Raw genomic sequence first — 26,814 nt, forward strand, 5'->3', positions numbered from 1 at the left:
TATGCGACATATAATCTCAGTATTGTTGGAGAACGAGCCGGGTGCCTTGTCGCGTGTGGTTGGACTTTTCTCGCAACGTAATTTTAACATTGAGTCGTTGAACGTAGCACCTACTGATGATCCGACATTGTCTCGTGTTACTTTAACAACCTTTGGTTCTGATCAGGTTGTTGAGCAAATTACTAAGCAGCTAAACAAGTTAATTGACGTTGTTAAGTTAGTTGATTTGACTGAAGGTCAGCATATTGAGCGCGAGCTAATGTTGGTTAAGGTTAGAGCAACAGGCTCGCAACGAGCGGAAATCAAACGCACGGTAGACATATTCCGTGGCAGTGTTGTCGATATGACGCCTTCTATCTACACCATTCAGGTGGCGGGAGAATCTGATAAGCTTGATGGATTTCTTCAGGCGCTAGGTGGCACCCATTTGCTTGAGGTGGTTAGAACAGGTGTATCAGGTGTTGCTCGTGGTGAGAAAACACTTTCGATTTAACCGATAAATTGAAAAATAAAAAGCCGAGCGAATGCTCGGCTTTTTTGTGTATATTTGCCATGAAAGTTGTCAAAAATAGCATAAGCTTAAAGAATTCAAAGTTGTTAAGGGAGTGGCTCTATGCATTTTTTAATATTGATTGTCGTTGTGCTGGTGGTTTTTTTTGGGCCAACACTCTGGGTAAAGGCGATACTGAGAAAACACCGTGAACCAAGGCCAGATCTCGCGGGTACGGGTGGAGAGCTAGCGGAACACCTGATAAGTCGTTTCAAATTGGAAGGAGTCGAGGTAGAGGAGGGCGTCGAGGGAAGAGATCATTTCGATATACGCGCAAGGAAGGTCAGGTTGAGCCCTTATGTCTATAAAGAGAAGTCTTTAACGGCTGTGGCCGTTGCGGCACATGAAATAGGGCATGCCATTGCCCATACAAAAAATGATCCAATCTCTCATTTAAGTACGCGTTATTTGCCGTTAGCAGCGGTACTACAGCGCTTTACTATGTTGGTGCTATTGCTTTGGCCATTTTTTAGTTTGGCTCTGCAGATTCCTTATGCACCACAATTTCACTTAAGCGTAGTGATTTTGCTTGGGCTACTCACCGTATTTGTGCAAGTCGCTATTCTACCAGAAGAGTGGGATGCAAGTTTTAACAAAGCGCTTCCTATTTTGCGTGAAGGCCGTTATGTTGGAGAGGACGACCTTAAAGACATACAACGAATTTTAACCGCGTGCGCATTAACCTATGTTGCGGCCGCACTTAAAAATATACTGCTGTTTTGGAAGTTCCCCAGACGCTAAATGTCAATTGTTGGACAAGCTGTATTGATGCAGAATGATCCTAAAAGGAGTGAGTAATGAGTTTTTCCGTTTGGCTAGCGCTAGTCCCTTTTCTGATGCTGCTTGCTCTTACGCCTGGGCCAAACAACTTCACGTCTATGTATAATGGTATTCACCAAGGTGTTCTGCCTGCAACTGTTGGGGCGACAGGCAGAAATTTAGCATTTGTTATTTTAATGAGCGTTTCCGCGGTTGGACTTGGCGCTGTGATTGTTAGTTCTGCATTTTGGTTTAATGTTGTTAAGTGGTTTGGTGTGCTTTACTTACTTTATCTTGGCATAAAAACTTGGCGTGCTCCGGTAGCGAAAATAGATGAGTCCTCTTCTTTTTCAGAGAGCTCTTCTAGTATGCTTCCTTTGATTCGCCAAGAATTTTTGATAGCGATAAGTAACCCTAAGGCGATATTGATTTTTACGGCGATATTTCCTCAACTCCTTGATGTTGCTAAGCCTCTTGCCCCTCAATTTGTAATTATTGGTATTACCTTTTTATTGGCTGAGTACTTTTCTGCTTGTATGTATGCGTATTTTGGGATGCAGTTAAGGCGTTATTTATCTAGCGCACATTGGGTGGCTCGAGTGAATAAAGCAATCGCTTCTCTGTTTATCTTAGCTGGTAGTGTGTTAGCAAGCTCCTCGCGTTAAAGGTTGTGTTGTCGGGGCGGATTAAGTGCTGTGCGGTTCCTGCTCTTTTTACTGATTTTTGTCGAAAAGGCGATATGGATAAAATTAACTGGAAAATTATTAAGGCGTTAGAAGAAAATGCTCGGCTAACGTACGCAGAGCTCGGTAAGCAAGTTCATTTATCTGCACCCGCAGTTGCCGAACGCGTGCGAAAATTGGAAGAGGTGGGGGTTATTACCGGTTATGGTGCGAAAATAAACCTAGAAAAAATTGGTGTCCCCATTACCGCTATTGTCGAGTGCGAGGTATATCGCACGAAAGAGCGGGAGTTTAAAGCGCTTGTACTAGCGCAAAAAGAAGTGATCTCTTGTTATAACGTCACGGGTCCTTATGCTTTTATTTTAAAGGTCTCCACTCACTCGTTATCGAAGCTAGATGCGTTGCTCGAACGATTAATCGACCTCAGCGATACGAATACAATGATGGTACTGTCGACTCCTGTTAATAGAGAAATGCCTTTAAATGCTGATGATATTGAACAGATAATTTAGCTGTAAAGAACTTACTCCAGAGCTTTTAAATTCAGGAGTAAGTCCTTTCAGTTTTTTTTATTTCTCTTAAACCGCTTCGGTCAGTACTTTTTTGGTTGTTGGCCATTGGCTAATAAGCATTCCCAAAAATATGAGAGCGCATGCAAAAATGGAGCGAGAAGTGAGTTCTTCATCTAAAAGTAACCATCCGCCTAATGCAGCAAATACAGCTTCGGTCGAGAGTATTAATGCGGCAATGCTTGGAGCAACGTTTTTTTGTCCAAGCATTTGTAAAGTATAGGCAATCGCAGAAGAGGCGACGCCGGTATAGACGATCGGCATCCAGCTGATAGATATGGCTGCCCAACTAATGTCTTCGATTGACAGCGCGACTCCCCAAGATAAAACGGAAACCACCATCAGCTGAATAACTGAAAACGTGACGATTCTTACTTTACTGACATAGTGATTGACTACCAATACGTGAGAGGCCCAAAAAAATGCGCCAATGAGCATTAACGAATCGCCTTTGTGTATTGATAGGTGTGGCCCAACCGTAAGTAAGTAAAACCCGACAATAGCAAACGCGACGCCACACCATACTTTAGGTTCAATTTTGTGTTTTAAAAATAGGCCAATAAGAGGGACAATGAGCATATACAATGCGGTAATAAATCCTGCATTGGCAGTGCTTGTGTACTGTAATCCGACTTGTTGAAGCGCTGAGCCAATAAAAAGAATGAGTCCGCCAGATAAGCCTGCTTGAGTTGTCACTCGCACATCGATGTTGTATTTCCTGTCGAAGAAAAAAGCGAGAGGGAGCATCGCGAGTGTCGCTAAGGTGAAGCGAGCTGCGTTAAAACCATAAGGTCCAAGCTCTTCCATGCCGACACTTTGAGCGACGAATGCAAAGCCCCATATAGCGGCAGTAATCCATAAAAATAGCTGTGAAATTGACATGATTCCCTGACTTCTTAGTGTTTAAGTTGAACTTATTTTAATCGGCTTTCCTGTTTTTCTAACAGGTTTATTCTTTCGTTTTATAGGGTAGATTCTTAAAATATACAGGTCATTATGAGTGTTTTCTTTCGAATCGAAAGTTGGTTGTTGATATGGGCTGAGAGGTGAATAATTGGATGGTGCTTAAGATTTACTGATATGGCTTTGCCTCGTGACTTCGTCCAAGGTCTCAGGATGGCTAAAAGATCAGTAACATGGTTTTGTTACTGATCCAATTACTTACTTTTCTTTTATGCAGTTTGTTATTGAATGATCCATTGCTCTGGATGGTTCTGACTCTTTATTTCGACCAACTGCTTTTGCGGGTACGCCAGCAACCGTCGTATGCGCTTGTACGGGTTCTAGTACGACACTGCCAGCGCCCACTTTCGCACCTTCACCTACTTCAATGTTGCCTAAAATTTTTGCGCCTGCACCAATTAATACACCAGATCGAATTTTTGGGTGTCTGTCTCCGTGCTCTTTGCCGGTTCCACCAAGTGTCACGGATTGAAGAATAGAGACATTGTCTTCAATTACACACGTTTCACCTACAACCAAGCCCGTTGCGTGGTCGAGCAGAATACCGCAGCCTAGTTTTGCGGCAGGGTGTATATCAACTCCAAAGATCATCGACACTTGGCTTTGAATATAAAGCGCTAGTGTTTTTCTGTTCTCTGTCCAAAGCCAGTGAGCGACGCGGTACGACTGCAATGCATGAAAGCCTTTAAAGAACAGTAATGGTGTCGTATAACCATCGGAGGCCGGATCGCGTTCATTTATTGAAATTATGTCTTTTTCTACGTGTCGAACTATGTCAGAGTTAGAAGCTGTCATAGCTTCTTCAAATACTTCGCGTAGCACCATGGCGGGAATAGAAGTGCTGTCTAGCTTGCTTGCAAGTAGGAAGCTCAAAGCCGACGCCAAGGAGTTATGGCGCAAAATGGTGGTATTGAAGTAGCTCGCTAATATGGGCTCTTCTTGAGAAAGCAGTTTTGCTTCATCTTGAAGGGAACGCCATAAATTGTCCGATGTCACGTTTTCGTACATAGTATTACTCAAGATCTATTTACCTGTATTGATTCACAGCTAGAATAAGGGTTATGGGGTTAGCATGTATGAAAACAAGAGTGTAAGTAAAGTAATTACTTTCTGCGTGGAGAGAATATGAATCAAAAGACTGTAGCTGATGCGTTAAATGTATTTTATGAGCTGGGTGCCGCTCTATCAGACGCATACTGGGAAACCAACGATATCGATAACAAAGATATTTTCTTTGCTATGAAATTGATGCTTCAAGAGGAATTGGATGAACTTCATAAATTAAGTATGCAAGATCATATTTATCCTTATGAGCCGATCAATCCAAATGTAATACGTTTGAGTGGTAAGCTTCGATCGTTACACAAAGAGCTTGAAGGTATTGTGTTTAGACCGCAAACCTTGATGTTATTAGAAGAACTTATCCCTAACGCCTGCGATCTATTCGAAAAGTAAGGGGCTTAGGGAAACCTCATAGAATGTCTGTTATATCAGACTTTCTATGAGATATTATTCGTAATAAATCCGCTATGCCTCTCCTCGTTTTAATCCGCGAACCGTGAACCGTGAAGGGTGAAGCGTTTCAATACAAATTTGTTCGAGTGGAGCAATTTGGTCGGTGATTAAGGCGGCTAAGTAACGAGCCGAAAGAGGCGCGCTAACGAATCCTCGCGACCCATGTCCAATGTTTACAAACAGTCCTTCGACAAAAGGGGCTTCTTCCGATGTTTCCCATTTTGCGTTTTTACTAAGTGTCGAATACTTAGATATTAGGTGAGACCTATCCATAATTGGTCCAACAATCGGACAGTAATCAGGCACAGTGCATCTTAGCGCTGCTCGACCTGTAAGTTTACTTATATCAATATTGTCTGTTTCTATGGTGAGTAGATCTCGTAACTTTTCGAGATTTTCAATGTGATCTTCGTTGCGAATAAGTGAATCTGTGTTCTTTAGATCGTATGTCGCGCCGAAGTTCAAATGGTTTTCTAGCGGTGGTGATACGTAACCTTGACCGCAAATTACAGAGTTAAAAGACAGTTTCTTGTCTACCTGATCTCCCGACGCTTCGGCTGTTCTAAAAGCCGCTATGGGAGCGTGTGTAACCTGACCTCTGATCGCTTTCGTCTGAAGGGGAAGCCATTGATCTAAGATTTGGTGATCATTTGCCGTGCAAATAACCACGTAATCGAAATGTTCTAACGAACCGTCTTTGTCTATTGCGTCGAATTTACATTCAGAGCGTGTGGTTTTCTTTAGTTCTTTGAGTGAACGACTTAGCGAAACATGTATATTTTCGTGAGTCAAAAGATTGACGCAAGCCTCAGAAGGTTTGACCCATCCAGATAACGGCAAATTGAGCCCACCCTCTGGAAGCGCACTGACAATGCTTTCAGGATAAAGTCGTTTCTCTATGATTTTGGACAGTTTGTCTGCTTCTTGAGTGTTTTTAGGTTTTTGGAGTAACCCGCATTGGTTCCACCAAATAGAGTATGAGCTTTCATCATTGCTTTGGTTTTGATAGTGATGGTAATAGCGATTAGCGTATAAGTACGAGGCTAAATAATAGCGGTTTACGGGAGTGTCTTGGTTGGCAAGCTTAGGGTATAGCATTCCTTGAATGTTGCCCGATGCGCCGTTTGCAATGCGATCTGATGCTTCCCACACTTGTACTTTTAAGCCTTGCTCAGCGAGTGCACGCGCGGTGGTTGCCCCCGCGATTCCGGCTCCTACGATGAGTGCGTTTTCTTGTTTTGAATTTGTTGGCAACGCTTTGTTTCGGACGTGAAACCAAGGTTTATTTGATTCTATCGAAGCAGTCTCTGTTTCAACGTAGTGGCCGATCGCCATTTCCCGTTTATGTCCAAACCCTTTTACTTTTTGAACATCAAATCCATGAGACTTTAGCCCTCTACGCACTATGCCTGCTGCTGTGAAGGTTGCGAATGTCGTTGTGTTATAACTGAGTCTTTCTATCTCGGAAAATAGGGATTCGCTCCACATTTCTGGGTTTTTACTGGGCGCAAACCCATCTAAAAACCACGCGTCAATCTTGCCATTTAGCGTTTGAAACCCTTCACTGGCTTCGCCGAAATAGAGCGATAGAGAGATGTTGTTACCTATAAAGTCCATATGGTGAAGACCTTGGCATAACTCGGGATAATCCTTTATTAAAGCATCGGCTTCGGTTTGTAATGATGGCCATGATTTAAGGGCTTGCTTGAGAACGTCCTTGGTTAACGGGTATTTTTCTACAGAAACGAAATGGAGCTTTGTATTCTTAGGTGCGACATTCTGAAAAAGCTGGATAGCACACAGAAAGTTTAATCCAGTTCCAAAACCCGTTTCAGCAATATTAAACGTTTGCCCAGCTGAAAGAGCCTTAAACCGTTCTTCCAAATTATTGTGTTTCAGAAATACGTATTTTGACTCTTCAAGACCTGCTTCTTTATCGAAGTATACATCGTCAAATTCATTGGAACGTGGGACGCCGTCATTGCCCCAATCGAGTGTTGGGGCGTCAAGGATATAGCTATTTAACACGTATTACTTTCTCTATCAAAACAGGGGATTCCGGTACGTCGCTGTATGGGCCGACTCTGTGAGTTGATACGTCCGCGATTTCGTCAATGATATCCATACCTTGGATGATTGTTCCAAATACCGTATAGCCCGCCCCGCCGCGAGCGCCATGATTTAGAAATGGATTCGTTACTTGGTTAACAAAAAATTGGGCTGTGGCACTGTCTGGGTCGCGAGTACGCGCCATAGCTAGCGTACCGCGATCATTGTAAAGGCCATTATCGCCTTCATACGGTACAGGTGGACGAGTATCTTTCTTGCCCATATCAGGAGTGAAACCGCCACCTTGAATCATAAAGCCTTTTATTACTCGGTGAAAAATAGTGCCGTTATAGAAACCATCGTCGACGTATTTTAAAAAGTTTGAGACGGTCTTTGGCGCCGATTCATCAGCGAGATCGACTCGAATCGTTCCTTTATTTGTAAGGATATCAACTTGAGTTGCAAATGAGCTGCTGGTGAAAAGAGTAAGAAGTAGCCCTAGGATGAGACTTTTTTTCATTTTTTTCTTTCCTATTTAATTGGTGGCTCTATATTAGGTGACTTCGTTAAAGAAAAATAGATCGCTCATGTAACTGAGATCGTTAAAAATTGATGTAATTAAAATAGAGTAAAGAAAAACATGAGAACAGCCGTTGTAGAGATAGAATACTGTACTTTGTGTCGTTGGATGTTGCGTGCCGCGTGGCTTGCGCAAGAGGTGCTTACAACCTTTGATGTAGATGTAAAGAGTGTTACCTTGATACCCACTGAAGGTGGAATTTTTAAAGTAAGAGTTAATGGTGAGGAAGTCTGGTGTCGTAAGAAAGAAGACGGTTTTCCAGAGGCTAAAGTTTTAAAACAGCGGATTCGGGATATTATTGATCCTGAGCGAGATTTAGGGCATTCAGATAGACAAAAAAAATAGCGACAATGAGTCGCTATTTTTATGTACGCTATTTGTAGCATGACATGGTGTTCTAACGTATGTGGTTTAAAAGACCTGTTTAAAAGGTTTTACTTCTACGTCTTTGTATACACCTGCCTCTAAGTAAGGGTCTTCTGAAGACCATTTCTTTGCGTCTTCCAGCGAATCGAACTGAGCGATAATGATGCTGCCAGTAAAGCCGGCTTCACCAGGCTCATTTGTATCTAATGCTGGGTTGGGACCCGCTAGCACAAGTTTGCCATTTTCTTTCAGTGTTTCTAACCTAGCTAGGTGAGCTGGACGAGCAGACTTTCGCCCTTCAAGGCTGTGTGCGTTATCTTGACAGACAATGGAATACAGCATCGTATTAATCCTTATTTTGCATATGGCTTGAGAGGTAAATACCTTGGAGTATGATGAAAACGAGTGTCATGCCGAGTAGACCAAATAATTTGAAATCAACCCAAACTTCTTCGCTGAAATTAAACGCGACATATAAGTTGGTCAGGCCTGATACGATGAAGAAGCCAACCCACGCTAAATTTAGCGTGCGCCATACTTTAAAGGGCAGTGAAATTTTATCGCCCATCATTCTCTGAATTAGGTTTTTATTGCCAATAAATTGGCTGCCGAAAAAGGCAAGTGCAAATAGACCATTTACAATCGTCGGTTTCCATTTAATAAAATCACCGTCGCCCATCAGTACCGTGGCGCCACCAAGGAGAACCACTAAGACAAGTGATACGACATGCATCTTCTCAATGTGTTTGTGTTTCCACCAAGTGTACCCAACTTGCAGTATGGTTGCAGGAATGAGAATCGCAGTGGCAAGGATGATATCGTTTGTCATTTTATAGACAGCGAAAAAAACGATAATAGGTAAAAAGTCGAATAGAATTTTCATATTAGAACCAGTTTATGTATGCTCAAGAGATAATAACGACCTAAAACGAGAATTAACAGCATTAAAATGGATCACTTTCGTTATAAAAAAGTCGACTTACACATGCACTCGTTGGCGTCTGATGGTGTATTTGCACCTGCCGAGTTGATGCAAAGAGCGCATGAGCAAAAGCTAGAGGTTGTTGCATTAACAGATCATGACAGCTTAGAGGGCTTAGCAGAAGCGCGCAAAGTAGCGAATCAGCTGAGCATGCATTTCGTGAACGGTGTCGAGCTATCAGTCCAGTGGAAAGGGATTCCGATTCATCTCGTGGCTTTGGGTTTTGATATTGATGACGATGCTCTTAATACGGTTGTTGAATCCAATCAAAAAGTCCGAATAGAGCGCGGCAAAACAATTTCCCATCTACTTAAAAAACAAGGTTTACCCGATATTTACGATGAAGCCTTAGAAGAAGCTGGAATGAGTCAACTTGGCCGGCCTCATTTTGCGAAAGTGCTCGTGGATAAAGGAATTGTCAAAGACGTTAACAAAGCTTTCGATAAATATCTTGGCAATAAAAATTTGGGAGGAAAGCTTCGCCAGGTTTGGCCGGAACTTTCAGATGTGGTTGAACACCTTAAGTCGCAAGATATGTCGACGATCGTAGCTCACCCTAAACGTTACCCTCTGACGGTTACAAAGTTAAAGCGAATGTTAACGGATTTTAAGACCGCTGGAGGAAATGGGATTGAAGTTGTTTCTGGAAACGAGCGACCTGATTCGGTTAGGTTATTGGAGCGCTTATCACGGGAATATGATTTTGATGCATCCGTAGGAAGTGATTTTCATGGCCCATTTGGACCTTGGGCTGAGGTTGGCAAATATACCTCCGTTCATGAATCAGAGATTTCACCGATCTGGTATAAGTGGTTGGTTTAAACTCTTAGTCTAAAGTTATTTATTGTTGATTACGTTTTTGAATCAATTTTTGGAATCAAATGTCGACTTCTTTGAATGATATGTAACGCAAGGAGAATGGATTGAGTCAGTTTTTTCAAGTGCATCCCGACAACCCGCAAGTTCGTCTTATTAAACAAGCTGGCCAAATTGTACGTGATGGCGGCGTCATAGCGTATCCTACCGACAGTGGCTATTCACTTGGTTGCCATATTGGCGATAAAAAAGCACTGGAAAGAATTCGAACAATTCGAAAACTGGACGACAAGCATAATTTTACACTCGTGTGTCGAGACCTCTCGGAAATCTCAACCTATGCGAGATTTGACAATGTTATGTATCGTCTTTTAAAGCATAACACCCCAGGCCCATATACCTTTATTTTCAATGCCACCTCGGAAGTGCCTCGGCGTTTAATGCACCCTAAACGCAAAACAATTGGTATCCGTATTCCCCACAGCAATATTGTTTCAGCATTGTTGGAGGAGTTAGGTGAGCCGTTAATGAGTGCTTCTCTGATCTTGCCGGGCGACACTGAGCCGATGATGGATCCATATGACATTAGAGAAACGCTGGAGCATCAGCTAGATTTAGTTATTGACGGTGGGTATTGTGGAATGGAACCGACAACTGTTGTTCATATGGATTCTGAAGAGATTACGATCTCAAGAGTCGGAGCAGGTGACCCAACGCCTTTTATGTAGAAAAAGCGCTCTGAATAATGCTGTTAGAAATGTATTGGACAGGTATAATAGCACTAAATTTTTAATTGTTGGTTAACTGGGTTGCTGAGAAGCATTCCCCCATGAGGTCGTAATGGACGAAAAATTACAGAAAGTACTCGCTAGAGCGGGTTTGGGGTCTCGTAGAGAGATGGAAACTCGTATCCGAGAAGGTCGAGTTGTTGTTAACGGTGAAGTTGCTACGCTGGGAGACCGCGTTAGCTCAGAAGATCAAATTGAGTTTGATGGATATCCTGTTTCCGTGAGTGATGCGGGACAAAATCGTCGAGTCATTATATACAACAAGCCAGAAGGCGAAGTGTGTACTCGAAAAGATCCAGAAGGTCGTCCTACCGTATTTGACCGCTTGCCAAAGTTACGTGGAGAGCGTTGGATAGCAGTCGGTCGTCTTGATATTAATACATCTGGGCTGCTTCTTTTTACTACAGATGGTGAATTAGCTAACCGTTTAATGCACCCTTCTACGGAAATTGATCGTGAGTACCTTGTCCGTGTCATGGGTCAGGTAACAGATGAGAATATCGCAACCTTGAAAAAAGGCGTTTTGCTGGATGACGGTATGGCCAGCTTCTCTGACGTCGTTGACGGTGGCGGGGAGGGCATAAACCATTGGTTCTATGTATGCCTAATGGAAGGTCGTAACCGTGAAGTGCGTCGTCTGTGGGAGTCTCAAGGGCTGAAGGTAAACCGACTTAAGCGCGTTCGATTCGGCCCTGTATTTTTGCCATCAAAAGCGAAAGTTGGCCGTTGGGTTGAAATGGAGGATGTTGAAGTAAATGGCTTGTGTGAACTTGTCAATATTCAACCTGCCCCTATTAAGCAGAAAACCAAGCAAGAACAGGAAGATCTTAAACGTCGTCGTGCAAAACAGGTTCCTGGAAAAGCACGACGGACGAAAGGGTTTGATTGGCAGAGTTCTGATAAACAAGAGTTTAAACCGAAAAAACCGGGAAAACGCTCGTTTCGATAGTTTTGTTGTGAGGTAGAAATCAAATGGGAATGATACGCTGGATCTTAGTGTCACTTGTCGTGCTTGTTTTAGGGTTCTTTGTGTTTGTTGATATATACAATACTCCGCCAGAGAACTTAGGGGTTGAAAATGGGTTGTTTGCCTCTTGCCCAAATTCCCCGAACTGCGTATCGACTCAGGCGGATCCGACAGACACGATTCATTATGTTGAACCCATTGTGTATCGCGGATCGATGAAAGACGCTCAATTAAAGATTGAGCAGTACTTTTTAAGCAAAGGTGATGCACACATAGTAGAGAGCCGATTGGGTTATCTCTACTTGGAAAAATCCAGCGATTTGTTTGGGTTTATCGATGACGTGGAGTTTTACTTTCCTGAGGCCGACAGTGTGATTCATGTTCGGTCTGCATCGCGCGTAGGTTATGATGATTTGGGTGTAAATACGACGCGAGTTAGACAAGTGCGAGAACTTCTAGTAAATTGATTTTACTGGTTTAATAATATCAAAATAGGACGAGGATGGCCCATGAGTGTGGATGATAGTCAATCAATCCTGATCGTTGAAGACGACGAGCGTCTCGCTTCTTTAACGCAAGAGTATTTGCAAAAGAACGGATTTAAAGCCGAAGTTGAACCAGATGGACGTAATGCCATCGCTCGTATAATAAATGAGCAGCCATCATTAGTTGTATTGGATTTAATGTTACCTGGAGCTGACGGGTTCACGGTATGCCGAAGTGTTCGTAATGAATACAAAGGCCCAATACTGATGTTGACCGCTCGCAGCGACGATGTGGATCAGATTCTTGGGCTAGAAATTGGTGCAGATGATTATGTCTCTAAACCCGCTAAGCCTCGTGTATTGCTTGCGAGGATTCAGTCACTATTGCGACGCAGTACGCAAGATGTTGATTTAAGCCATTTGGAAAGTAAAGCAGAGCAAACGCTTACTTTTGGTCCATTGGTTGTGGATAATTCTCGTCGAGAAGCATGGTTAGTAGACGGCAGTAGTTCTGAAAAATCAGAGATTGAGCTTACAAGCGCTGAGTTTGACTTACTTTGGTTGTTGGCAAGCAATGCCGGTCGCATCTTAAGTCGAGAAGAAATATTCAGCGAATTGCGTGGTATTGAATACGACGGCCAAGATCGCTCTGTTGATGTTCGAATCTCTCGAATTCGATCTAAAATTGGGGACGACCCAATTCATCCTCGCCGAATCAAAACGATTCGTAGCAAAGGCTACTTGTTCGTTAAAGAGGTGTAGCGAGTATGCGAGCAGAAGTATGGCGTCTCTATCGTCATTTATTGATAGGTGGAGGGGTCATCGTTGCTTGCTGTTATGCTGCAATTGAGTTTACCCAATATCGATTTGGTATTGCGGAATACGAACAACACTTATGTTCTGATGCGGAGATAAATGCCGCAGCCCTTCTACTGGTTCCCGGTTATGATCCTTCAGGGAGTCATCTTACTTGGCGATTTGGTGATAGCGCTAACAAGGTTTCGCTCGACGCCCAAAAAGTCGCCCACCTTATTGCCCAAGAACGCTGGTCTTACAGCTCTAATCGAGACTTTCAGCTTGTATTAGCAGATGCAGATACTCCGCTGTTAGTGGGAGAAAGCCTTGCTCAGAAAGGCTTCAGCGATCATTTGTTTTCAAGTCAAAATGCTTTTGATGCGCTTCTTAGCTCGTCACTAACATTTGATGAAAAGCTTGGGTTACTTGAAAGCTTTAGCTGTGTATCGTCACAGGTCATCGACAGAGTTGACTTTACGCAGCAAAAGAATTTATTAAGTGCTCATGGGATGGGGTTTGAAACCGCTTACATCTGGTCTCCAAATGGAATGGATAAATCGGTAATGATTGGGCTAGCGCGTTCTCAAACATTGTCGTTTACCGTTGTGGTTGTGAGTGTTGTTGCCTTGGCAATTGTCATTATGCTGCTGTTGATTTGGCGAGAGCTGGTTACCTTGGAGGCGAAGCGCAAAACATTCGAGAGTATTACGCGACAAATTGCTCGTGGCCGAAGCGGGTTACCTAAAGGGATTCCCGATAGTTCAGGCACACTTAAAGAGCTGGCTTACTCGTTTGATTCAATGTCCTCTCATATTCAAAGGCTGTTAAAAGTACAAAGAGAAATGATCAACGCCATTTCTCATGAACTTCGTACTCCGATTGCTCGATTGCGGTTTGGGCTAGAAGTAGTAAAAGACGAAATTGATGAGAGTGCACACAATACAATCACTGCGCTCGAAGATGACGTAGAAGAGCTAAATACTCTAGTGGATGAAGTGCTTACGTACGGGAAACTAGAGGAAGGTTCATTGGCTCTTAACTTTGAAAATACAAGTATTCGTCAATTGATTGATGGTATTTTAGAGCACAATCAGCCTTTGCTAAAACATCTTAATGTTTCGGTATATATCGATGATGATGACGAGGTTATTGCTGATGCGCACCATCTTCATAGGGCGCTTCAAAATCTAATACTAAATGCATCGAAATATGCAAATGTTGCTATTTCAATTCGCTTCTCGGCGGATGAGTCTCGTTGGCAAGTTGATATTGAAGACGATGGTCCTGGAATCGCTTTTGAGGACCGTGACAAAGTGTTTATTCCTTTCCAGCGTTTGGACAATTCACGTACTCGTGCGTCCGGCGGTTATGGGTTAGGGTTGGCGATTGTTCAGCGAATTGCCTTTTGGCATGGTGGCGCGGTTCTGGTGGATTCGAGCGGGCTAGGTGGAGCGAAATTTAGCTTGATTTGGTCTCGGAATCAGCATAGATCATCCGTGTCTTAGCGGCAGTTTGTAAAGAAGCTAGTAATGTGAGGCTTAGTGTATTAGCTAGTACAGCTAAGTCGTACAAAGCTAGCTTCTTACGCTTGCTAATCAAAGCTCGGGAGATAATATCCCTCGTAGGTTTTTAAAACAGGTTTTCTTGGCTGTTGACACCAAATCTTCCATATATGCGTTGTCTAATTGGTCTTTTCTGATCGCCAGATAAAGCTTGCACCAAACGCCTTCTTCGCCAAGCGACTTTGTTATCACATACTGTCGATTGGTGTATTCCGTCAATGCCCAGTTCGGTAGGCAGCTTACACCTCGTCCACTGGCTACGAGTTGCATCATCATAAGTGTGAGTTCGCTGTGCCGAATTTTTGCTGGAGCGATGCCAGCAGGGTCGAGAAAATGTTTAAAAATATCCAGTCTTTCTGTTTCAACGGGATAGGTAATTAAGGTTTCGTCACTGAGGTCTTGCGGTTCTAAGAACTCTTTCTTTGCAAGAACGTGGTGTCGAGAGAGTGCGACCAACGATTCGTATTGAAATAATGGAATGTATTCAATGTTAGGCAAATCTTGAGGATCGGAGGTCACGACAAGATCTAGGTCTCCACGAGCCAATGCAGGTAACGGCATAAAGCTAAAAGCATTAGAAAGATCCAGTTCTACATCTGGCCAATGCTCACGGAAATGATCAATGGTTGGCATGAGCCATTCGTAACAGCTGTGACATTCGATCGCGATATGCAAGCGGCCACTTTCACCTTCAGCAAATCGTTGGATATCTCTTTGTGCTGAGCGGAATGAAACCAATACATCATCTGCGAGCTGAAGTAGCCTTAATCCAGCACTTGTAAAGCGAACGGGTTTAGTCTTCCTGATAAATAAAGAGCAGCCTAGTTTTTCCTCTAAATCTTTTAGTTGATGTGATAAGGCGGATTGCGTTAGATGTACGCGTTCGGCTGCTTCCACTAGGCTACCGGTTTCGCGAAGTGCGGTGAGTGTTTTAAGGTGCCTAACTTCGATGATGCTCATATTTAAATTTTTTTCGTGAGTTTATTTCAATTAATTAAAGGTAAAAAAAGCTCGATAAGAAAACCTTAGCGAGCTTCCTGTTACTTAGTTATTTGCAGATCAAAAACTCAAGTAGTGCTTTTTGTGCATGCAAGCGGTTCTCTGCTTCATCCCACACAACTGAATCAGGATGGTCTATCACTCCAGCGGATACTTCTTCGCCGCGATGTGCTGGTAAGCAGTGCATGAAGAGTGCATCGTCATGAGCTAAAGCCATCAATGCTTCGTTAACTTGAAAGCCTTCAAAATCTTTTTCTCGTTGTGCTTGTTCTTCTTCTTGACCCATAGAGGCGAATACATCGGTTACAACAAGATCTGCATCTTTAACCGCCGTTTTCACATCGTTCACAATCGTCACAAAGGCTTTATTTTCGGACATCAAGCTTTCGTTGGGTTCATAGCCTTCTGGGCATGCAACAACCAAATTGAAGTTCAGAAGCGCCGCAGCATTGATATAGGAGTGACACATGTTGTTACCGTCTCCTACCCAAACTACTTTCTTACCTTCAATACTTCCACGATGTTCCGTATACGTTTGCATATCAGCCAGTAGCTGACACGGGTGGAAATCATCGGTAAGTGCATTAATGACAGGCACCGAAGAGTTCGCAGCAAATGTTTCAATTTTATCATGTTCGAATGTGCGAATCATGACTGCGTCTACCATACTAGAGATAACTTTAGCGCTATCTTCGATAGGCTCGCCGCGACCCAATTGCGTATCGCGTGGCGACAAAAAGAGTGCATGTCCGCCAAACTGTGCCATACCCGATTCAAAAGAAACACGCGTGCGGGTAGATGACTTCTCAAAGATCATAGCTAAGACGCGATTTTTTAACGGCTCGTAGATAACACCTTCTCGTCGCATCTTTTTGAGTTCAATTGCACGAGATATGAGCTGCTTAAATTCTTCGGTCGTAAGGTCTTTAAGGGTCAAAAAATGCCTTGGCGCCACTGCCTGTTACTCCTATGAATGAGTGTTATTTAAAGAAGGAATCGGACAATTTAATACAGACTTTTATTGGAGTAAAGCAGAACTCGTGAAAACCCTATAAAACTTGGGGTTGTAATTAGGGGCTAAGACCCAATAAACTTCCGCATGAGAAGCACTTTGTCTGAAATATGTAGGACACGAAGTAAAGTGCGAAAAATTTTAATAATCTACGAGGTTTTAGCATCGTGAGTAACACAATTGAAACCATAAAAGAGCAACTTGAGAACAACGATATTCTTCTTTATATGAAGGGATCACCTCGTGCACCTCAATGTGGCTTTTCCGCACAGGCAGTACAAGCACTAATGTCATGCGGCGAACGTTTTGCATTCGTTAATATCTTGGATAACCCTGATATTCGAGCAGAGCTTCCTAAATACGCTAATTGGCCTACATTCCCACAGTTGTGGGTTAAAGGTGAGTTAGTTGGCGGTTGCGACATTATTGTTGAAATGGCGCAAAACGGTGAGCTTGAGCCGATCATTAAAGAAGCGGCTGCAACTGAAGAATAATATTTGTTGAACAAGAACGTATTATGTTCAACATAAAGCAATAGAAACGAACTTTAAACGCGTATAAATAAGGGGATTTTATACTATGTCTATTCTAGTAGGTAAGAAAGCACCAGATTTCACAACACCAGCAGTATTGGCTGATGGACAAATTGTAGATAGCTTTAGCTTGGCAGAAACGATCAAAGGTAAATACGCAGTCGTATTCTTCTACCCGCTTGATTTCACTTTTGTTTGTCCGTCTGAAATCATTGCAATGTCTAACCGCATGGAGCAATTCCGTCAAATGGGTGTTGAGGTTGTTGGTATTTCAATTGACTCTCACTTTACTCATAATGCGTGGAGAAATACACCCGTTGAAGAGGGCGGCATTGGCGCAGTTGAATACACTCTTGCAGCTGATATGGATCATGCCATCGCTAAAGCGTACGGCATTGAATCTGAAGGTGGGGATTCTTATTACCCTGCTGGTGTAGCAATGCGTGCTTCGTTTGTTATTGATAAGAGCGGTATCGTTCGTTCTCAAATCGTTAATGACGAGCCTATCGGCCGTAATATGGATGAGCTTGTTCGTATCGTTGACGCTCTTCAGTTCTTCGAAGAGAACGGTCAAGTATGTCCAGCAGGTTGGAATAAAGGCGATAAAGGCATGGTGAACACGCCTGACGGTGTTGCTTCTTACCTAAAAGACAGCAGTGAGTCACTGTAATACTGACGGCTTAAATATATAAATTTATTGCGTTGGTAATTTAGAAAAAAACGCGCTTACTTTAAAAAGTAAGCGCGTTTTTTTTATAGCATAATTTCATGCGGTAACGCGAATGCTTATCGGCTTTGCGCTTTGAGATCGTTAGCGACCTCTATCACTTGTTTGCGGAACCAAATATGACTGGCATCGTGGTGCAATAGTGGACTCCAGATCATTTTTAACTCGATAGGTGGGATGGTGAAAGGGGGTTCTAAAATAACCAAATCAGGATTATTACGGTTAACCATAGCGACTTTTCTTGGCAGCGTCGCAATCAAATCTTGTTCCATCGCAAGGTGCATCGCTGTGTGGTAGCTGCGTGTAAATACCCTGATACTACGTTTTTTGCCTTGTGCTTGAAGCGCTTCGTCGACCCAGCCTAATTTTTGTACGTCAGTAGGATCCATGCCCACACCAACGCCAAACCCCGTTTTACTTACCCAGATATGCTGTGCTTCAAGATAGGTGTCAAGATTGAAGTTTTGGGTTATGGGGTTGTTGCTCGACATCATGCAAACGAACGTATCATGCCAAACACTTTTTTCGTGAAAAGACTGTGGCAATTCTTCAAATCGGTTGATTGCCATATCGATTTTGCCAGCTTCGACATCATGAAAGGTTACATCCGAAGGTGTCATTATATCTAATGTAATGCCTGGCGCTTTTTCACGAAGAAAATTCAATAACCTTGGGATCACGGTAGAAGCAGCGTAATCACTGGCCATAATACGAAAAACGCGCGTAGACGTTTTCTCATTAAAATCAGCTTCAGGTTGTAATGCTTCTTCTAATTCCAGTAGAACTTTACGGACAATGGGCTGTAAGCGAAGTGCTTTTTCGGTGGGTTTCATTCCCTCGCTGGTTCTTACCAGTAAAGGATCGCCCATTAAATCTCTTAAACGCTTTAAGCCGTTGCTCATTGCTGGTTGAGTGATGTTTAGCTGATTTGCGGAACGTGTAACGTTACATTCTCGTAATAGCACATCCAAATAAATGAGCAGGTTTAGATCAATTTTTTTTATATTCATTTTCGTGATGCAGTGGCTGGTGGGAATAGAATTTATGAATCTATTTTAGACATAAAAGCGAAAAGTACAAGAGCTAACGCGGCGTATCCTACAATGGAGGGCACTTAAAAAGGCTTTGTTACTTTCGCTATTGTAGTGTTTACGCTAATGAACTTGGCAAAATTAATGACCGTTTAGAAAGAGCATTATTGAGAACTTTCGGGAGAGAGTTGTTTACATTGCTCAATAAAGCGTTCTGCATTTTGTGTAAGAGCGGTATTTCTAGGCGTTACAATAAGCAAATTTCTATTGAGTTCTAATGGTGTTTTATAAAGTTGGATCAGGCCTGCTTCAAGCTCTTGAGAAACTGCTAGCATCGATAGACAGCCTAATCCCATCTGGTGAATAACGGCTTGCTTAACCGCTTCCATATGGTTCAGAGAGAGTGTGACATTGAGGTTTGGTATGGATGCTCCCATCGCCTGCTCTAGAATGTTTCTCGTCCCAGAGCCTGCTTCACGCATTACCCAATTGGCTTCTTTCAAATCGTCCCATGACAGGGATGTTGGTCTATCTTCTTTGGCTGAGCCAAATACCACGAGTTCATCTTTTAACCAAATTGAGGTGGCAAGCTCGGCGTGTTGGCAATAGCCCTCTATAAAACCCACTTCCGCTTTACCAGTTAGAAGTTGTTGTATGACTTCTTGTGTATTACCGATATCTAAATCAAAACGTATGTTCGGATGCGCTTCTTTAAATATGGACATTTGTTTAGGCATCAAGTAATTGCCAACACTTACACTGGAGGCAATATGAAGAGAGCCGCTTAGTTCATCCGACTCACCCATACTCTCAATTTGCTCAATTTGACTCAGAACAGCGCGTGCTTGAGGCAAAAGGTTTCTTGCTTGAGCAGTGATTTGTAATCGCTTTCCGTGCCTGCGAAACAATGGACGTCCCAATAAGGTTTCTAATTCCCTGAGAGCTTGACTCGCTGCAGGTTGGCTAATCGCGACGAGCTCTGCGGCAGCAGTAACGGAACCGGTGTGAACGACGGCTTCGAAGATTTGTAGTTGGCGCAGGGTGATTCTCATAATTCTCGCAAATTGCTGTTGAGTGATAGGAGAATTCTAAAGGGTGTGGTGACGGATTGGCACTCCATTTTTAAAACTTATTAAATTATTTAGGGTTGTTTCGGCAATATGTTGTAATGCTATGTCGGTAAAATAGCCTTGATGGCCTGTTACGATGACATTGGGAAAGGTTAATAGTAGTTGAAAAACACTGTCGTATATTATGTGATCAGACATATCTTCAAAGAAAATATTGCCTTCTTGTTCGTAAACATCCAAACCAAGATAGCCAATTTTTCCTTGATAAAGCCCGTCAATCGCCTCTTGAGCGTTCACTAAAGCTCCTCGGCTTGTATTGATGATCATTACGCCGTCTTTCATTTCACTGAGCGTACGCTGATTTATAAGGTGGTGTGTGGATGCATTTAAAGGGCAGTGTAAGCTTATTATATCTGCTTTGTGGTATATGTCGTGCAGATCGCTGTACTCGCACCCCAACTCGATCAAAGCGTCATTCGGGGAGATATCATAGCAAATAACATGACACCCAAACCCTTTCATAATGCGACAAAATGCTTGTCCAATTCGTCCTGTACCTATGCAAGCAACTATTTTGCCTTCGAGGTTAAAACCGAGAAGTCCATCAAGAGCAAAATTATTGTCTTTCACTCGATGGTAAGCTCGATGTGTTTTGCGATTAAGGGCCATAATTAGAGCGACGGCATGTTCTGCAACGGAAGTCGGGCTGTAATCAGGAACGTGAAATACGCAAATACCATTTGCCTTAGCTGATACTAAGTCAACGTTATTGTATCCAGCACACCTTAAAGCAATGCACTTTATATTGCGTTTTGCGAGTTCGGTTATAACATCACGATTTAAATCGTCGTTAACAAAGCATGACACGCCATCAAATCCATCTGCGAGAGTGATGGTCTCACTGCTTAATCTACTTTCAAAATAATGAAACTCTACCTTGTTTTGAGATTCGGCGACTTTCTCAAGTGTTCTTTTGTCATAGGGTTTACATGAAAAAACCGCGATCTTCATAATGGTTACCTTGTTTTGTATAGCTTCTTAGAAAATATGTCTCGTTTCACTATAGACTTGAATATTTTGCAGCCCAATCCTAAAAGGCGAAAGTTTTGACCTTGAACAAGGTTTCAGGAGTCGGAAATGATTATATGGAAGAAAATAGGATGAATTATGTCTAAATGTTCGTTGACCGCCGTTAACAAAGCGTTCTACAATCGTATTGTTTAAAAGAGTTGGAAATATTTATGTCCAGAGTTACAGCGCTACTAGTGTTGACCTGTTCATGTCATAAGTAATACCGAGTTTTTTTAGCACTTCCCTCGTGCTGGCTTTACTTAAGGTTAGCTGAGAAAAAAATGAACATTAAAGATACAGGAAAACACTATGTCTAACGTAGTAACTGGTACAGTTAAATTCTTCAACGAAACTAAAGGTTTCGGTTTCATCACTCAAGAGCAAGGTCCAGACGTATTTGTACATTTCTCTGCAATCAACGTTTCTGGCTTCAAAACTCTTGCTGAAGGCCAAAAAGTTCAGTTTGAAGTTGCTGACGGTAAAAAAGGTCCAGAAGCTCAAAACGTAACGCCTCTTTAATATTTAAAGAGCTTACAATGAGTAAAAAAGGCAGCTAAAGCTGCCTTTTTGCGTTTTTGGCCGTTCATAAAATATAATCGATTCTTTCCTTGCGATTTTATACGACTCGTAGTCGCAGCTTCCTTAAAATTAACATAGATACACAGAGAGAAAATGTCATGGCGGGTAAGTCACTTCAAGAGCAGCTATTAGGCGCTGGGATCGTCGACAAGAAGAAAGCCAAAAAAATAAAAGCTGAGAAGTTACAGAACAAACAAAAAGCGAAAAAAGGCCAATTGGATACCCGCGCAGAAGAAGAACGAAAGCAAGAGCTTCAGCGTCAGAAAGAAGAGAAAATTGCAAAAGATAAGCAACTAAACTTAGAGCGCCAGAAAGAGCTTGAGAAGAAAGCGGTGGCTGGACAGATTCGTCAAATGATCTTAACTAACAAGGTCGATAAGCAAGACGGCGATGTTGCATATAACTTTACTGATAATAAACTAGTGAAGAAAATGTACCTGAGTGATGCTATGCATAAAGATCTATCAGAAGGTCGGTTGTCCCTTTTGGTGGTTGAAGGAGAGTATGTTCTGGCGCCAGCGGCTGTCGGAGAAAAAATAGCAGAGAAAGATGAAAGCTATGTTCTTGTGCTAAATACCAAATCAGAAGAAATATTGGATGAAGATGACCCTTACGCTGAGTTTGTAATACCTGATGACCTAATGTGGTAGGTCGTTAATAAAAAGCCTTAAAAAGGTGTATATGGATATATACGCCTTTTTTATGAGCGATCGATATTCTGTCCGCTTTATTAATTACTACAACTCGTTGTTAACAAATGCCTGTTTTTGCTCATAAAACAGCGCAAGAGATTCTTCATCGATAAAATGCTGCAATGTTTGTATTCTGCTGTAATTGTTAAGTTTAAGAGAGGCTGAAAATGCATCTCTTAAACTGTAAAAAAGTTCTTCTCTCAATTCCATGTCGAAAATGCTGTCGTCGGGCCAATCGTTTTGATTTGTCGAACTAAATAAGTGCTGTAAAACCTGAACTACTTCATCGTTTTTAGGTAGACATAGCTCTTCGGTGTTTTGAAGGGCGGATTTCTCTGCGTTCATACACGATGTTTTTGTGTCAAAGAACGGTCTGTTGTAGCAGTAGGACATATCGAATCTTCATAATTTGGTGTGGACACATTTTCTCAAAGCAAATTAAATACCAAGAATAAAAAATCTTTAATATCTAATGAGTTACATAAAATTCTGCTCTTTATCGTTTTATTTATAGGCTTTGTTTTTGACTAAATGGTTCAAAAAGAGCCATAAAGGTGCAATGTTTTGCCTATTATTTATACAAGTGATTTAATAAATAGATGATCTTATTAGAATTTAACCGATTAATGCTGTTGTAGAGGAGTGGGCTCATGCTAAACATGAATTTTGCGGAAAGTGTGTTTATCGATACTGCGAAATTAGATTGGAAGTGTAGTCCAATGGCTGGGGTCGAGCGCAAGCCTCTTGCTAGAGAGTCGGCAGAGCGTGGACATGCGACCAGCATTGTTCGTTATGCCCCGAAATCTTTTTTCAGACCCCACCCTCACCCTCTTGGTGAGGAGATCCTCGTTTTATCTGGCGTGTTTAGTGATGAAATGGGGGAGTTTCCTGCGGGAACTTATTTCCGTAATCCTCCAGGAACCAGTCACGCACCGCACAGTGACCCTGGGTGTGTTTTATTAGTTAAGTTGCATCAGTTTAAAGAAAGTGATCTCAATCAAATGCAGGTGTCGGTTAAGGCAATAAAAGATCCCAAGTGGAAAGGCGTACAGTGCCTTTACGAATTTGAATCAGAAAGCGTGTGCGTGTGTTCACTTGAGGCTGGCGATCGTTATTCTCCGTTCGCGGATGACTTTGATGTTGCTGAGATCTTTATTATTGACGGACATTGCGAATATGATAATGTGCCGCTAACAAAGCACAGTTGGCTTCGTACCCCCTGTTTTGATCACCGTACTTTTCGAACGACGACGTCCGTTATTTTTTGGATAAAACAGGGACACTTTTCTTCAAATACAGCGAGTAAATAATGACCCAAAAGTACATTATTGAGACACAGTCTCATAATTGTTTACCCATAGTGGGCAGTGAAGAACTATTTCCCATCAATCGCGTTTATTGTGTTGGGCGAAATTATGCGGAACATGCTCGGGAAATGGGGGACGATCCAGATCGGGATCCACCATTCTTTTTTTGCAAAGACAGAACTTGTGTATTTCCTGTACCTTTCTTAGAGGTTGGAAAGCTGCCTTATCCGTCTTCAACAGAACAGTTAGAGTATGAGGTGGAGTTAGTAGTTGCACTTAAATCTGGAGGTGTGAATTTAACTTTTGAACAAGCTGCGCAGTCGATATTAGGGTATGCGGTGGGGCTTGATATGACTCGTCGAGATTTACAAACAAATGCTAAGAAGAAAGGGCGTCCTTGGGAAGAAGGAAAATCATTTGATTTCAGTGCGCCAATCTCTCCGATTCAATTAAAAGACAATTTTTTGCTCAAAGAAAATGAGCGAATAAGTTTAAAAGTGAATGGGGAACTTAAACAGTTAAGTTCGCTGAACCACCTTACTTGGTCGATTGTTGAAGTGATCGTTAAGTTATCAGAGAGCTTCGCTTTAAAACCAGGTGATTTGATTATGACGGGCACGCCAGAAAACGTGGGATCCGTCAGTATTGGTGATCAAATGACCGCTAGTGTGGACGGTTTAGGAGAAATTTCTTTAATCGTGAGTTAGCTCACTTGATAAGATTGTTGAAGCGCTCAAATTCTGATTCCAGCCTTTGGGCGTTATTTAAGTCTAAATTTTGTTTTAGTAGATGCACGATAACTTCTGCTGTACATAATCCTCCATCAAGCTGGTTGCGCCGGCGTTTAAATTGGCTTTTCTCTCCTTCAATCGCATGGTGCCTGAAGTTCTGTAGGTATGGAGAATGGTTATACATTTTTTTTGCTTGCTGCCATGTCCCATCTAAAATCACAATATCAGTGTACTCAGCCAGTAAAACTGTTTTTTCTTCGTCGCAAATTACGGATTGGTTAGGATAAATTAATAAGGTTGTCTCCACTAATAAGTCAGTGATTTTTGAAGACGGTGACTTTCGCTCCCATAAAATTTGCTCGCAACAATGATCAAGAATTAAAGCAGACAGATTTCCTGTGCTGTTTTCTTTTTTAAACTCTTCAGAGTGGGTAAGCAGCCAAAATTTCATAATAATTAGAGTGTCTTTAATCGTTTATTTAAGTAAGTTAATTTCCTTTGAGGAATATCTTATATGTCATTGTGTCCTCAATTTTGACAATATTAACATATTATTCAGTTACGTTTTTTTACAAACTAGCTTGATATATGCTTTTAATTTTATTTTTAAGGGCATATTATCGAGTCGTTGCTGTTCAAAATTGGATCATTTTCAATTTGCAATAATCAAAAAAAAGGATAAGCGAACTAGGATATATGCTTGGTTCGCTCAGAATAAAACGCTGCTTAATATGAGTAGTTAAAAGATATAAGAGGTTGGTATGTCAGGTCAGTTAGTTTCCGGTATCGTTAAATGGTTTAACGATGAGAAAGGATTTGGTTTCATCGAGCGCGAAGGCGGTCCAGACGTTTTTGTTCATTTCCGAGCAATTAACGGTACCGGTCGACGTTCTCTGCAAGAAGGTCAGAAAGTGACTTTCGAAGTGACTCAAGGTCAGAAAGGTCCACAAGCAGAAAACGTGACAATCGTTTAATAGTTCTCTATTGTGAAAAAACCACGCCTAGCGTGGTTTTTTTATGTCTAATATATTGAAATTTTCTTATGACCTTACCTATTTTGTATTCCTTCCGCCGCTGCCCCTATGCAATACGAGCGCGATATACCCTATTGATGTTAGATGTTTCGGTTCAATTAAGGGAAGTGGTTCTAAAAGATAAACCGCAAGCGTTGCTTGAGCTGGGCGGCCGTACAACAGTGCCACAAATGATGTGTCACGATGGAGAACGCCTAGAAGAAAGTATGGATATTATTCAGTATGCTCTTCGGCAAACAAATAGAAGTGATTTGGAGTTGCTCTGGCCGACGTCGCCACTCAAACGCACGAAAATAAAGACGTGGGTGCGCTATAACGATGGTTGGTTTAAGTATTGGTTAGACCGCTACAAATATGCTGACCGTTATGACGAATCGGAAGAGTTCTATCGTAAGAAAGCGGAAGCTTTCATTAAGCGACTTGAAATGCGTCTTTGTCACCAAGCTTTTATATTGTCGAGCGATGCGCCAACGATTGCCGATATTTGTGTTTTTCCTTTTGTGAGGCAGTTTGTAGGCGTTAATCTGAAATGGTTTCAGGACAGTGACTATGTAAATGTGAGGCGCTGGCTGAATGGATTCTTAGAGTGTCGAGAGTTCGAGCAGACGATGACGAAATTTGAAAAATGGACGCCTGAGCAAGAGGTGGTTGTTTTTCCTGCACAGGCGTAGTTATTGCCTTACTTTTTACTTGAAAGGTAAATTACCTGACATGTAATGTTCGATCAATCGATGATTCCAAGGCTTACCCAGTACAAGAAATCTGGATCTGCGTCTTTGGGTAGTTCAAAGGGGATGAACTTCCCATCGCTATCGACATATTGAGAATCTGGATAATTTTTCTTCAATACCGCTAAATTTGTCTGTCCTAACTCATATTGTTCCATATTTAAATAGGCTTGAATGGTAACGGCAATGGCTTCTTCGACGGACATTGAGCTAGGGTAATATTGAATAACCTCTTGAGCACGACGCAGCGCCGAAATCGATGCGTGACGTTTGAAGTAATAATGCGCAACTTGGAGCTCGTGATCTGCGACCGTATTGCGCAGGTAAATCATTCTCGCTTTTGCGTCTACTGCATAAGGGCTGGCTGGAAAACGAGCTAACAGCTCAGCAAATTCGCCAAATGCTTTTTCAAACTCATGGGCATCTCGCTCAGCTGGGTTTAAGTCTAAATAGCGGCCGAAAAATGTTTCTGCACCTTTGTAGGTTGATAGCCCTCGCATGTAGTAGGCGTAATCAAGTGCATCCGAATCTAGGTGATTATGAATAAAGCGCTTCGCTGTGGCGTGAGAGGCGATATAGTCGCCACTTTCATATTGAGCGTAAATCAAGTCCAACTCCGCTCGGGTACTGTAATCTCCGAACGGGTAGCGAGAAGTCAGATCTTTAAGGTGCTTTACTGCTGTTGCAGGGAGGCCACTATCGAGCGCTTCTTGCGCTTTGTCATAATATTCTCGCTCAGGTAAATCTGGTTCTCTCACTGTTTGATTAGAACAAGCACTTAAAACTGAGTAAAAAGTGACGATTACCAACATTCGTGGCAACGTACGAAGAAATCCCATGTATAATCACTACCTTAGTTAATAACTCTGCC

The 26,814-nt window shown here is 42.2% G+C and carries 34 protein-coding genes; 20 read left to right on the top strand and 14 right to left on the bottom strand.

Translation table 11 applies throughout. The features are described from left to right. Position 1 precedes the first annotated feature (1 nt). The 4 genes from ilvN to DFP79_RS14825 all read left to right on the top strand — a co-directional run bounded on the left by ilvN (position 2) and on the right by DFP79_RS14825 (position 2,504). Entirely contained in the window at positions 2-493 is a 492-nt protein-coding gene (gene ilvN, locus DFP79_RS14810) for an acetolactate synthase small subunit (protein WP_133504722.1), read from the top strand. Positions 494-613: 120 nt separating this feature from the next. After that, positions 614-1,291 carry a zinc metallopeptidase gene (locus DFP79_RS14815; protein ID WP_133504723.1) on the top strand — a complete coding sequence of 226 codons (678 nt, stop codon included), beginning with the start codon at positions 614-616 and terminating at the stop codon, positions 1,289-1,291. Positions 1,292-1,347: 56 nt separating this feature from the next. After that, complete coding sequence (locus DFP79_RS14820) at positions 1,348-1,974, top strand: LysE family translocator (protein WP_133504724.1); 627 nt, start codon at positions 1,348-1,350, stop codon at positions 1,972-1,974. Positions 1,975-2,048: 74 nt separating this feature from the next. After that, on the top strand, positions 2,049-2,504 hold the full coding sequence (locus DFP79_RS14825) for an Lrp/AsnC family transcriptional regulator (protein ID WP_133504725.1): 456 nt from the start codon (positions 2,049-2,051) through the stop codon (positions 2,502-2,504). A 66-nt stretch (positions 2,505-2,570) separates the two neighbouring features. Here the strand turns inward: DFP79_RS14825 and DFP79_RS14830 are convergent, their stop codons facing one another. Together DFP79_RS14830 and cysE are read right to left on the bottom strand one after the other, a co-directional pair. Further along, positions 2,571-3,443: a DMT family transporter gene (locus DFP79_RS14830; protein ID WP_133504726.1), complete on the bottom strand. Its 873-nt coding sequence runs from the start codon at positions 3,441-3,443 to the stop codon at positions 2,571-2,573. A gap of 279 nt (positions 3,444-3,722) precedes the next feature. After that, the gene (gene cysE, locus DFP79_RS14835; protein WP_133504796.1) at positions 3,723-4,532 is read right to left on the bottom strand and encodes a serine O-acetyltransferase; all 810 of its coding nucleotides are present in this window, start codon (positions 4,530-4,532) and stop codon (positions 3,723-3,725) included. A 117-nt stretch (positions 4,533-4,649) separates the two neighbouring features. Here cysE and DFP79_RS14840 point away from each other — a divergent pair, with 117 nt between their 5' ends. Next, positions 4,650-4,979, top strand: coding sequence for a hypothetical protein (locus DFP79_RS14840; protein ID WP_133504727.1), 330 nt, complete (start codon positions 4,650-4,652; stop codon positions 4,977-4,979). 72 nt (positions 4,980-5,051) lie between these two features. Here the strand turns inward: DFP79_RS14840 and mnmC are convergent, their stop codons facing one another. Then, positions 5,052-7,067, bottom strand: coding sequence for a bifunctional tRNA (5-methylaminomethyl-2-thiouridine)(34)-methyltransferase MnmC2/FAD-dependent 5-carboxymethylaminomethyl-2-thiouridine(34) oxidoreductase MnmC1 (mnmC, locus tag DFP79_RS14845; protein WP_133504728.1), 2,016 nt, complete (start codon positions 7,065-7,067; stop codon positions 5,052-5,054). Next, complete coding sequence (locus DFP79_RS14850) at positions 7,057-7,608, bottom strand: peptidylprolyl isomerase (RefSeq protein WP_133504729.1); 552 nt, start codon at positions 7,606-7,608, stop codon at positions 7,057-7,059. Before DFP79_RS14850 ends, mnmC begins: the two co-directional genes overlap by 11 nt. Positions 7,609-7,728: 120 nt before the next feature. On the opposite strand from DFP79_RS14850, the gene DFP79_RS14855 reads away from it, so the two are divergent. Further along, the gene (locus DFP79_RS14855; RefSeq protein ID WP_133504730.1) at positions 7,729-8,013 is read left to right on the top strand and encodes an Rdx family protein; all 285 of its coding nucleotides are present in this window, start codon (positions 7,729-7,731) and stop codon (positions 8,011-8,013) included. Between the two features lie 66 nt (positions 8,014-8,079). On the opposite strand, the gene DFP79_RS14860 is transcribed toward DFP79_RS14855, so the two are convergent. Continuing rightward, entirely contained in the window at positions 8,080-8,376 is a 297-nt protein-coding gene (locus DFP79_RS14860) for a YciI family protein (RefSeq protein ID WP_133504731.1), read from the bottom strand. A gap of 4 nt (positions 8,377-8,380) precedes the next feature. Then, a complete protein-coding gene (locus DFP79_RS14865; RefSeq protein ID WP_133504732.1) occupies positions 8,381-8,917 on the bottom strand; it encodes a septation protein A in 537 nt (178 codons plus the stop codon). Between the two features lie 66 nt (positions 8,918-8,983). On the opposite strand from DFP79_RS14865, the gene DFP79_RS14870 reads away from it, so the two are divergent. The 6 genes from DFP79_RS14870 (at position 8,984) to DFP79_RS14895 (ending at position 14,372) form a co-directional block, all read left to right on the top strand. After that, the gene (locus DFP79_RS14870) at positions 8,984-9,838 is read left to right on the top strand and encodes a PHP domain-containing protein (RefSeq protein ID WP_133504733.1); all 855 of its coding nucleotides are present in this window, start codon (positions 8,984-8,986) and stop codon (positions 9,836-9,838) included. 101 nt (positions 9,839-9,939) lie between these two features. After that, on the top strand, positions 9,940-10,560 hold the full coding sequence (locus DFP79_RS14875; protein WP_133504734.1) for an L-threonylcarbamoyladenylate synthase: 621 nt from the start codon (positions 9,940-9,942) through the stop codon (positions 10,558-10,560). 112 nt (positions 10,561-10,672) lie between these two features. Further along, positions 10,673-11,569: a 23S rRNA pseudouridine(2605) synthase RluB gene (gene rluB / locus DFP79_RS14880; RefSeq protein ID WP_133504735.1), complete on the top strand. Its 897-nt coding sequence runs from the start codon at positions 10,673-10,675 to the stop codon at positions 11,567-11,569. 23 nt (positions 11,570-11,592) lie between these two features. Beyond that, complete coding sequence (locus DFP79_RS14885) at positions 11,593-12,054, top strand: DUF1499 domain-containing protein (RefSeq protein ID WP_133504736.1); 462 nt, start codon at positions 11,593-11,595, stop codon at positions 12,052-12,054. A gap of 42 nt (positions 12,055-12,096) precedes the next feature. Further along, a complete protein-coding gene (locus DFP79_RS14890; RefSeq protein ID WP_133504737.1) occupies positions 12,097-12,834 on the top strand; it encodes a winged helix-turn-helix domain-containing protein in 738 nt (245 codons plus the stop codon). Positions 12,835-12,839: 5 nt separating this feature from the next. Continuing rightward, positions 12,840-14,372 (top strand): ATP-binding protein, encoded by a 1,533-nt coding sequence (locus DFP79_RS14895; protein ID WP_133504738.1) that lies wholly within the window; start codon positions 12,840-12,842, stop codon positions 14,370-14,372. 90 nt (positions 14,373-14,462) lie between these two features. On the opposite strand, the gene DFP79_RS14900 is transcribed toward DFP79_RS14895, so the two are convergent. Together DFP79_RS14900 and argF are read right to left on the bottom strand one after the other, a co-directional pair. Then, complete coding sequence (locus DFP79_RS14900) at positions 14,463-15,389, bottom strand: LysR family transcriptional regulator (protein ID WP_279526501.1); 927 nt, start codon at positions 15,387-15,389, stop codon at positions 14,463-14,465. An 88-nt stretch (positions 15,390-15,477) separates the two neighbouring features. Beyond that, positions 15,478-16,383 (bottom strand): ornithine carbamoyltransferase, encoded by a 906-nt coding sequence (gene argF, locus DFP79_RS14905; RefSeq protein ID WP_133504739.1) that lies wholly within the window; start codon positions 16,381-16,383, stop codon positions 15,478-15,480. Positions 16,384-16,607: 224 nt separating this feature from the next. On the opposite strand from argF, the gene grxD reads away from it, so the two are divergent. Further along, on the top strand, positions 16,608-16,934 hold the full coding sequence (gene grxD, locus DFP79_RS14910; RefSeq protein WP_133504740.1) for a Grx4 family monothiol glutaredoxin: 327 nt from the start codon (positions 16,608-16,610) through the stop codon (positions 16,932-16,934). An 85-nt stretch (positions 16,935-17,019) separates the two neighbouring features. Continuing rightward, on the top strand, positions 17,020-17,643 hold the full coding sequence (locus DFP79_RS14915; RefSeq protein ID WP_133504741.1) for a peroxiredoxin: 624 nt from the start codon (positions 17,020-17,022) through the stop codon (positions 17,641-17,643). 116 nt (positions 17,644-17,759) lie between these two features. On the opposite strand, the gene DFP79_RS14920 is transcribed toward DFP79_RS14915, so the two are convergent. The 3 genes from DFP79_RS14920 to DFP79_RS14930 all read right to left on the bottom strand — a co-directional run bounded on the left by DFP79_RS14920 (position 17,760) and on the right by DFP79_RS14930 (position 20,812). Continuing rightward, the gene (locus tag DFP79_RS14920) at positions 17,760-18,710 is read right to left on the bottom strand and encodes a LysR family transcriptional regulator (protein WP_133504742.1); all 951 of its coding nucleotides are present in this window, start codon (positions 18,708-18,710) and stop codon (positions 17,760-17,762) included. A gap of 185 nt (positions 18,711-18,895) precedes the next feature. Continuing rightward, entirely contained in the window at positions 18,896-19,783 is an 888-nt protein-coding gene (locus DFP79_RS14925; protein ID WP_133504743.1) for a LysR substrate-binding domain-containing protein, read from the bottom strand. Positions 19,784-19,819: 36 nt separating this feature from the next. Further along, on the bottom strand, positions 19,820-20,812 hold the full coding sequence (locus tag DFP79_RS14930) for a 2-hydroxyacid dehydrogenase (RefSeq protein WP_133504744.1): 993 nt from the start codon (positions 20,810-20,812) through the stop codon (positions 19,820-19,822). Between the two features lie 369 nt (positions 20,813-21,181). Here DFP79_RS14930 and DFP79_RS14935 point away from each other — a divergent pair, with 369 nt between their 5' ends. Further along, positions 21,182-21,391 carry a cold-shock protein gene (locus DFP79_RS14935; protein WP_013662110.1) on the top strand — a complete coding sequence of 70 codons (210 nt, stop codon included), beginning with the start codon at positions 21,182-21,184 and terminating at the stop codon, positions 21,389-21,391. A gap of 158 nt (positions 21,392-21,549) precedes the next feature. Beyond that, positions 21,550-22,101, top strand: a complete 552-nt coding sequence (locus tag DFP79_RS14940) for a DUF2058 domain-containing protein (RefSeq protein WP_133504745.1) — start codon at positions 21,550-21,552, stop codon at positions 22,099-22,101. A gap of 87 nt (positions 22,102-22,188) precedes the next feature. On the opposite strand, the gene DFP79_RS14945 is transcribed toward DFP79_RS14940, so the two are convergent. Beyond that, the gene (locus DFP79_RS14945; protein WP_133504746.1) at positions 22,189-22,536 is read right to left on the bottom strand and encodes a hypothetical protein; all 348 of its coding nucleotides are present in this window, start codon (positions 22,534-22,536) and stop codon (positions 22,189-22,191) included. A 257-nt stretch (positions 22,537-22,793) separates the two neighbouring features. Between DFP79_RS14945 and DFP79_RS14950 the strand changes: the two genes are divergently transcribed. Further along, entirely contained in the window at positions 22,794-23,453 is a 660-nt protein-coding gene (locus tag DFP79_RS14950; RefSeq protein ID WP_133504747.1) for a cupin domain-containing protein, read from the top strand. Beyond that, positions 23,453-24,157 (top strand): fumarylacetoacetate hydrolase family protein, encoded by a 705-nt coding sequence (locus DFP79_RS14955; RefSeq protein WP_133504748.1) that lies wholly within the window; start codon positions 23,453-23,455, stop codon positions 24,155-24,157. The genes DFP79_RS14950 and DFP79_RS14955 overlap by 1 nt, the downstream gene beginning before the upstream one ends. 1 nt (position 24,158) lies before the next feature. On the opposite strand, the gene DFP79_RS14960 is transcribed toward DFP79_RS14955, so the two are convergent. Next, a complete protein-coding gene (locus DFP79_RS14960) occupies positions 24,159-24,632 on the bottom strand; it encodes a DTW domain-containing protein (RefSeq protein WP_133504749.1) in 474 nt (157 codons plus the stop codon). 310 nt (positions 24,633-24,942) lie between these two features. On the opposite strand from DFP79_RS14960, the gene DFP79_RS14965 reads away from it, so the two are divergent. Continuing rightward, positions 24,943-25,155 carry a cold-shock protein gene (locus tag DFP79_RS14965; RefSeq protein ID WP_133504750.1) on the top strand — a complete coding sequence of 71 codons (213 nt, stop codon included), beginning with the start codon at positions 24,943-24,945 and terminating at the stop codon, positions 25,153-25,155. Positions 25,156-25,223: 68 nt separating this feature from the next. After that, on the top strand, positions 25,224-25,886 hold the full coding sequence (locus DFP79_RS14970) for a glutathione S-transferase (protein ID WP_133504751.1): 663 nt from the start codon (positions 25,224-25,226) through the stop codon (positions 25,884-25,886). A 53-nt stretch (positions 25,887-25,939) separates the two neighbouring features. On the opposite strand, the gene DFP79_RS14975 is transcribed toward DFP79_RS14970, so the two are convergent. Then, a complete protein-coding gene (locus DFP79_RS14975) occupies positions 25,940-26,782 on the bottom strand; it encodes an outer membrane protein assembly factor BamD (RefSeq protein ID WP_133504752.1) in 843 nt (280 codons plus the stop codon). Between the last annotated feature and the right edge of the window lie 32 nt (positions 26,783-26,814).

Source organism: Marinomonas balearica, assembly GCF_004362145.1.
GTDB lineage: Bacteria > Pseudomonadota > Gammaproteobacteria > Pseudomonadales > Marinomonadaceae > Marinomonas > Marinomonas balearica.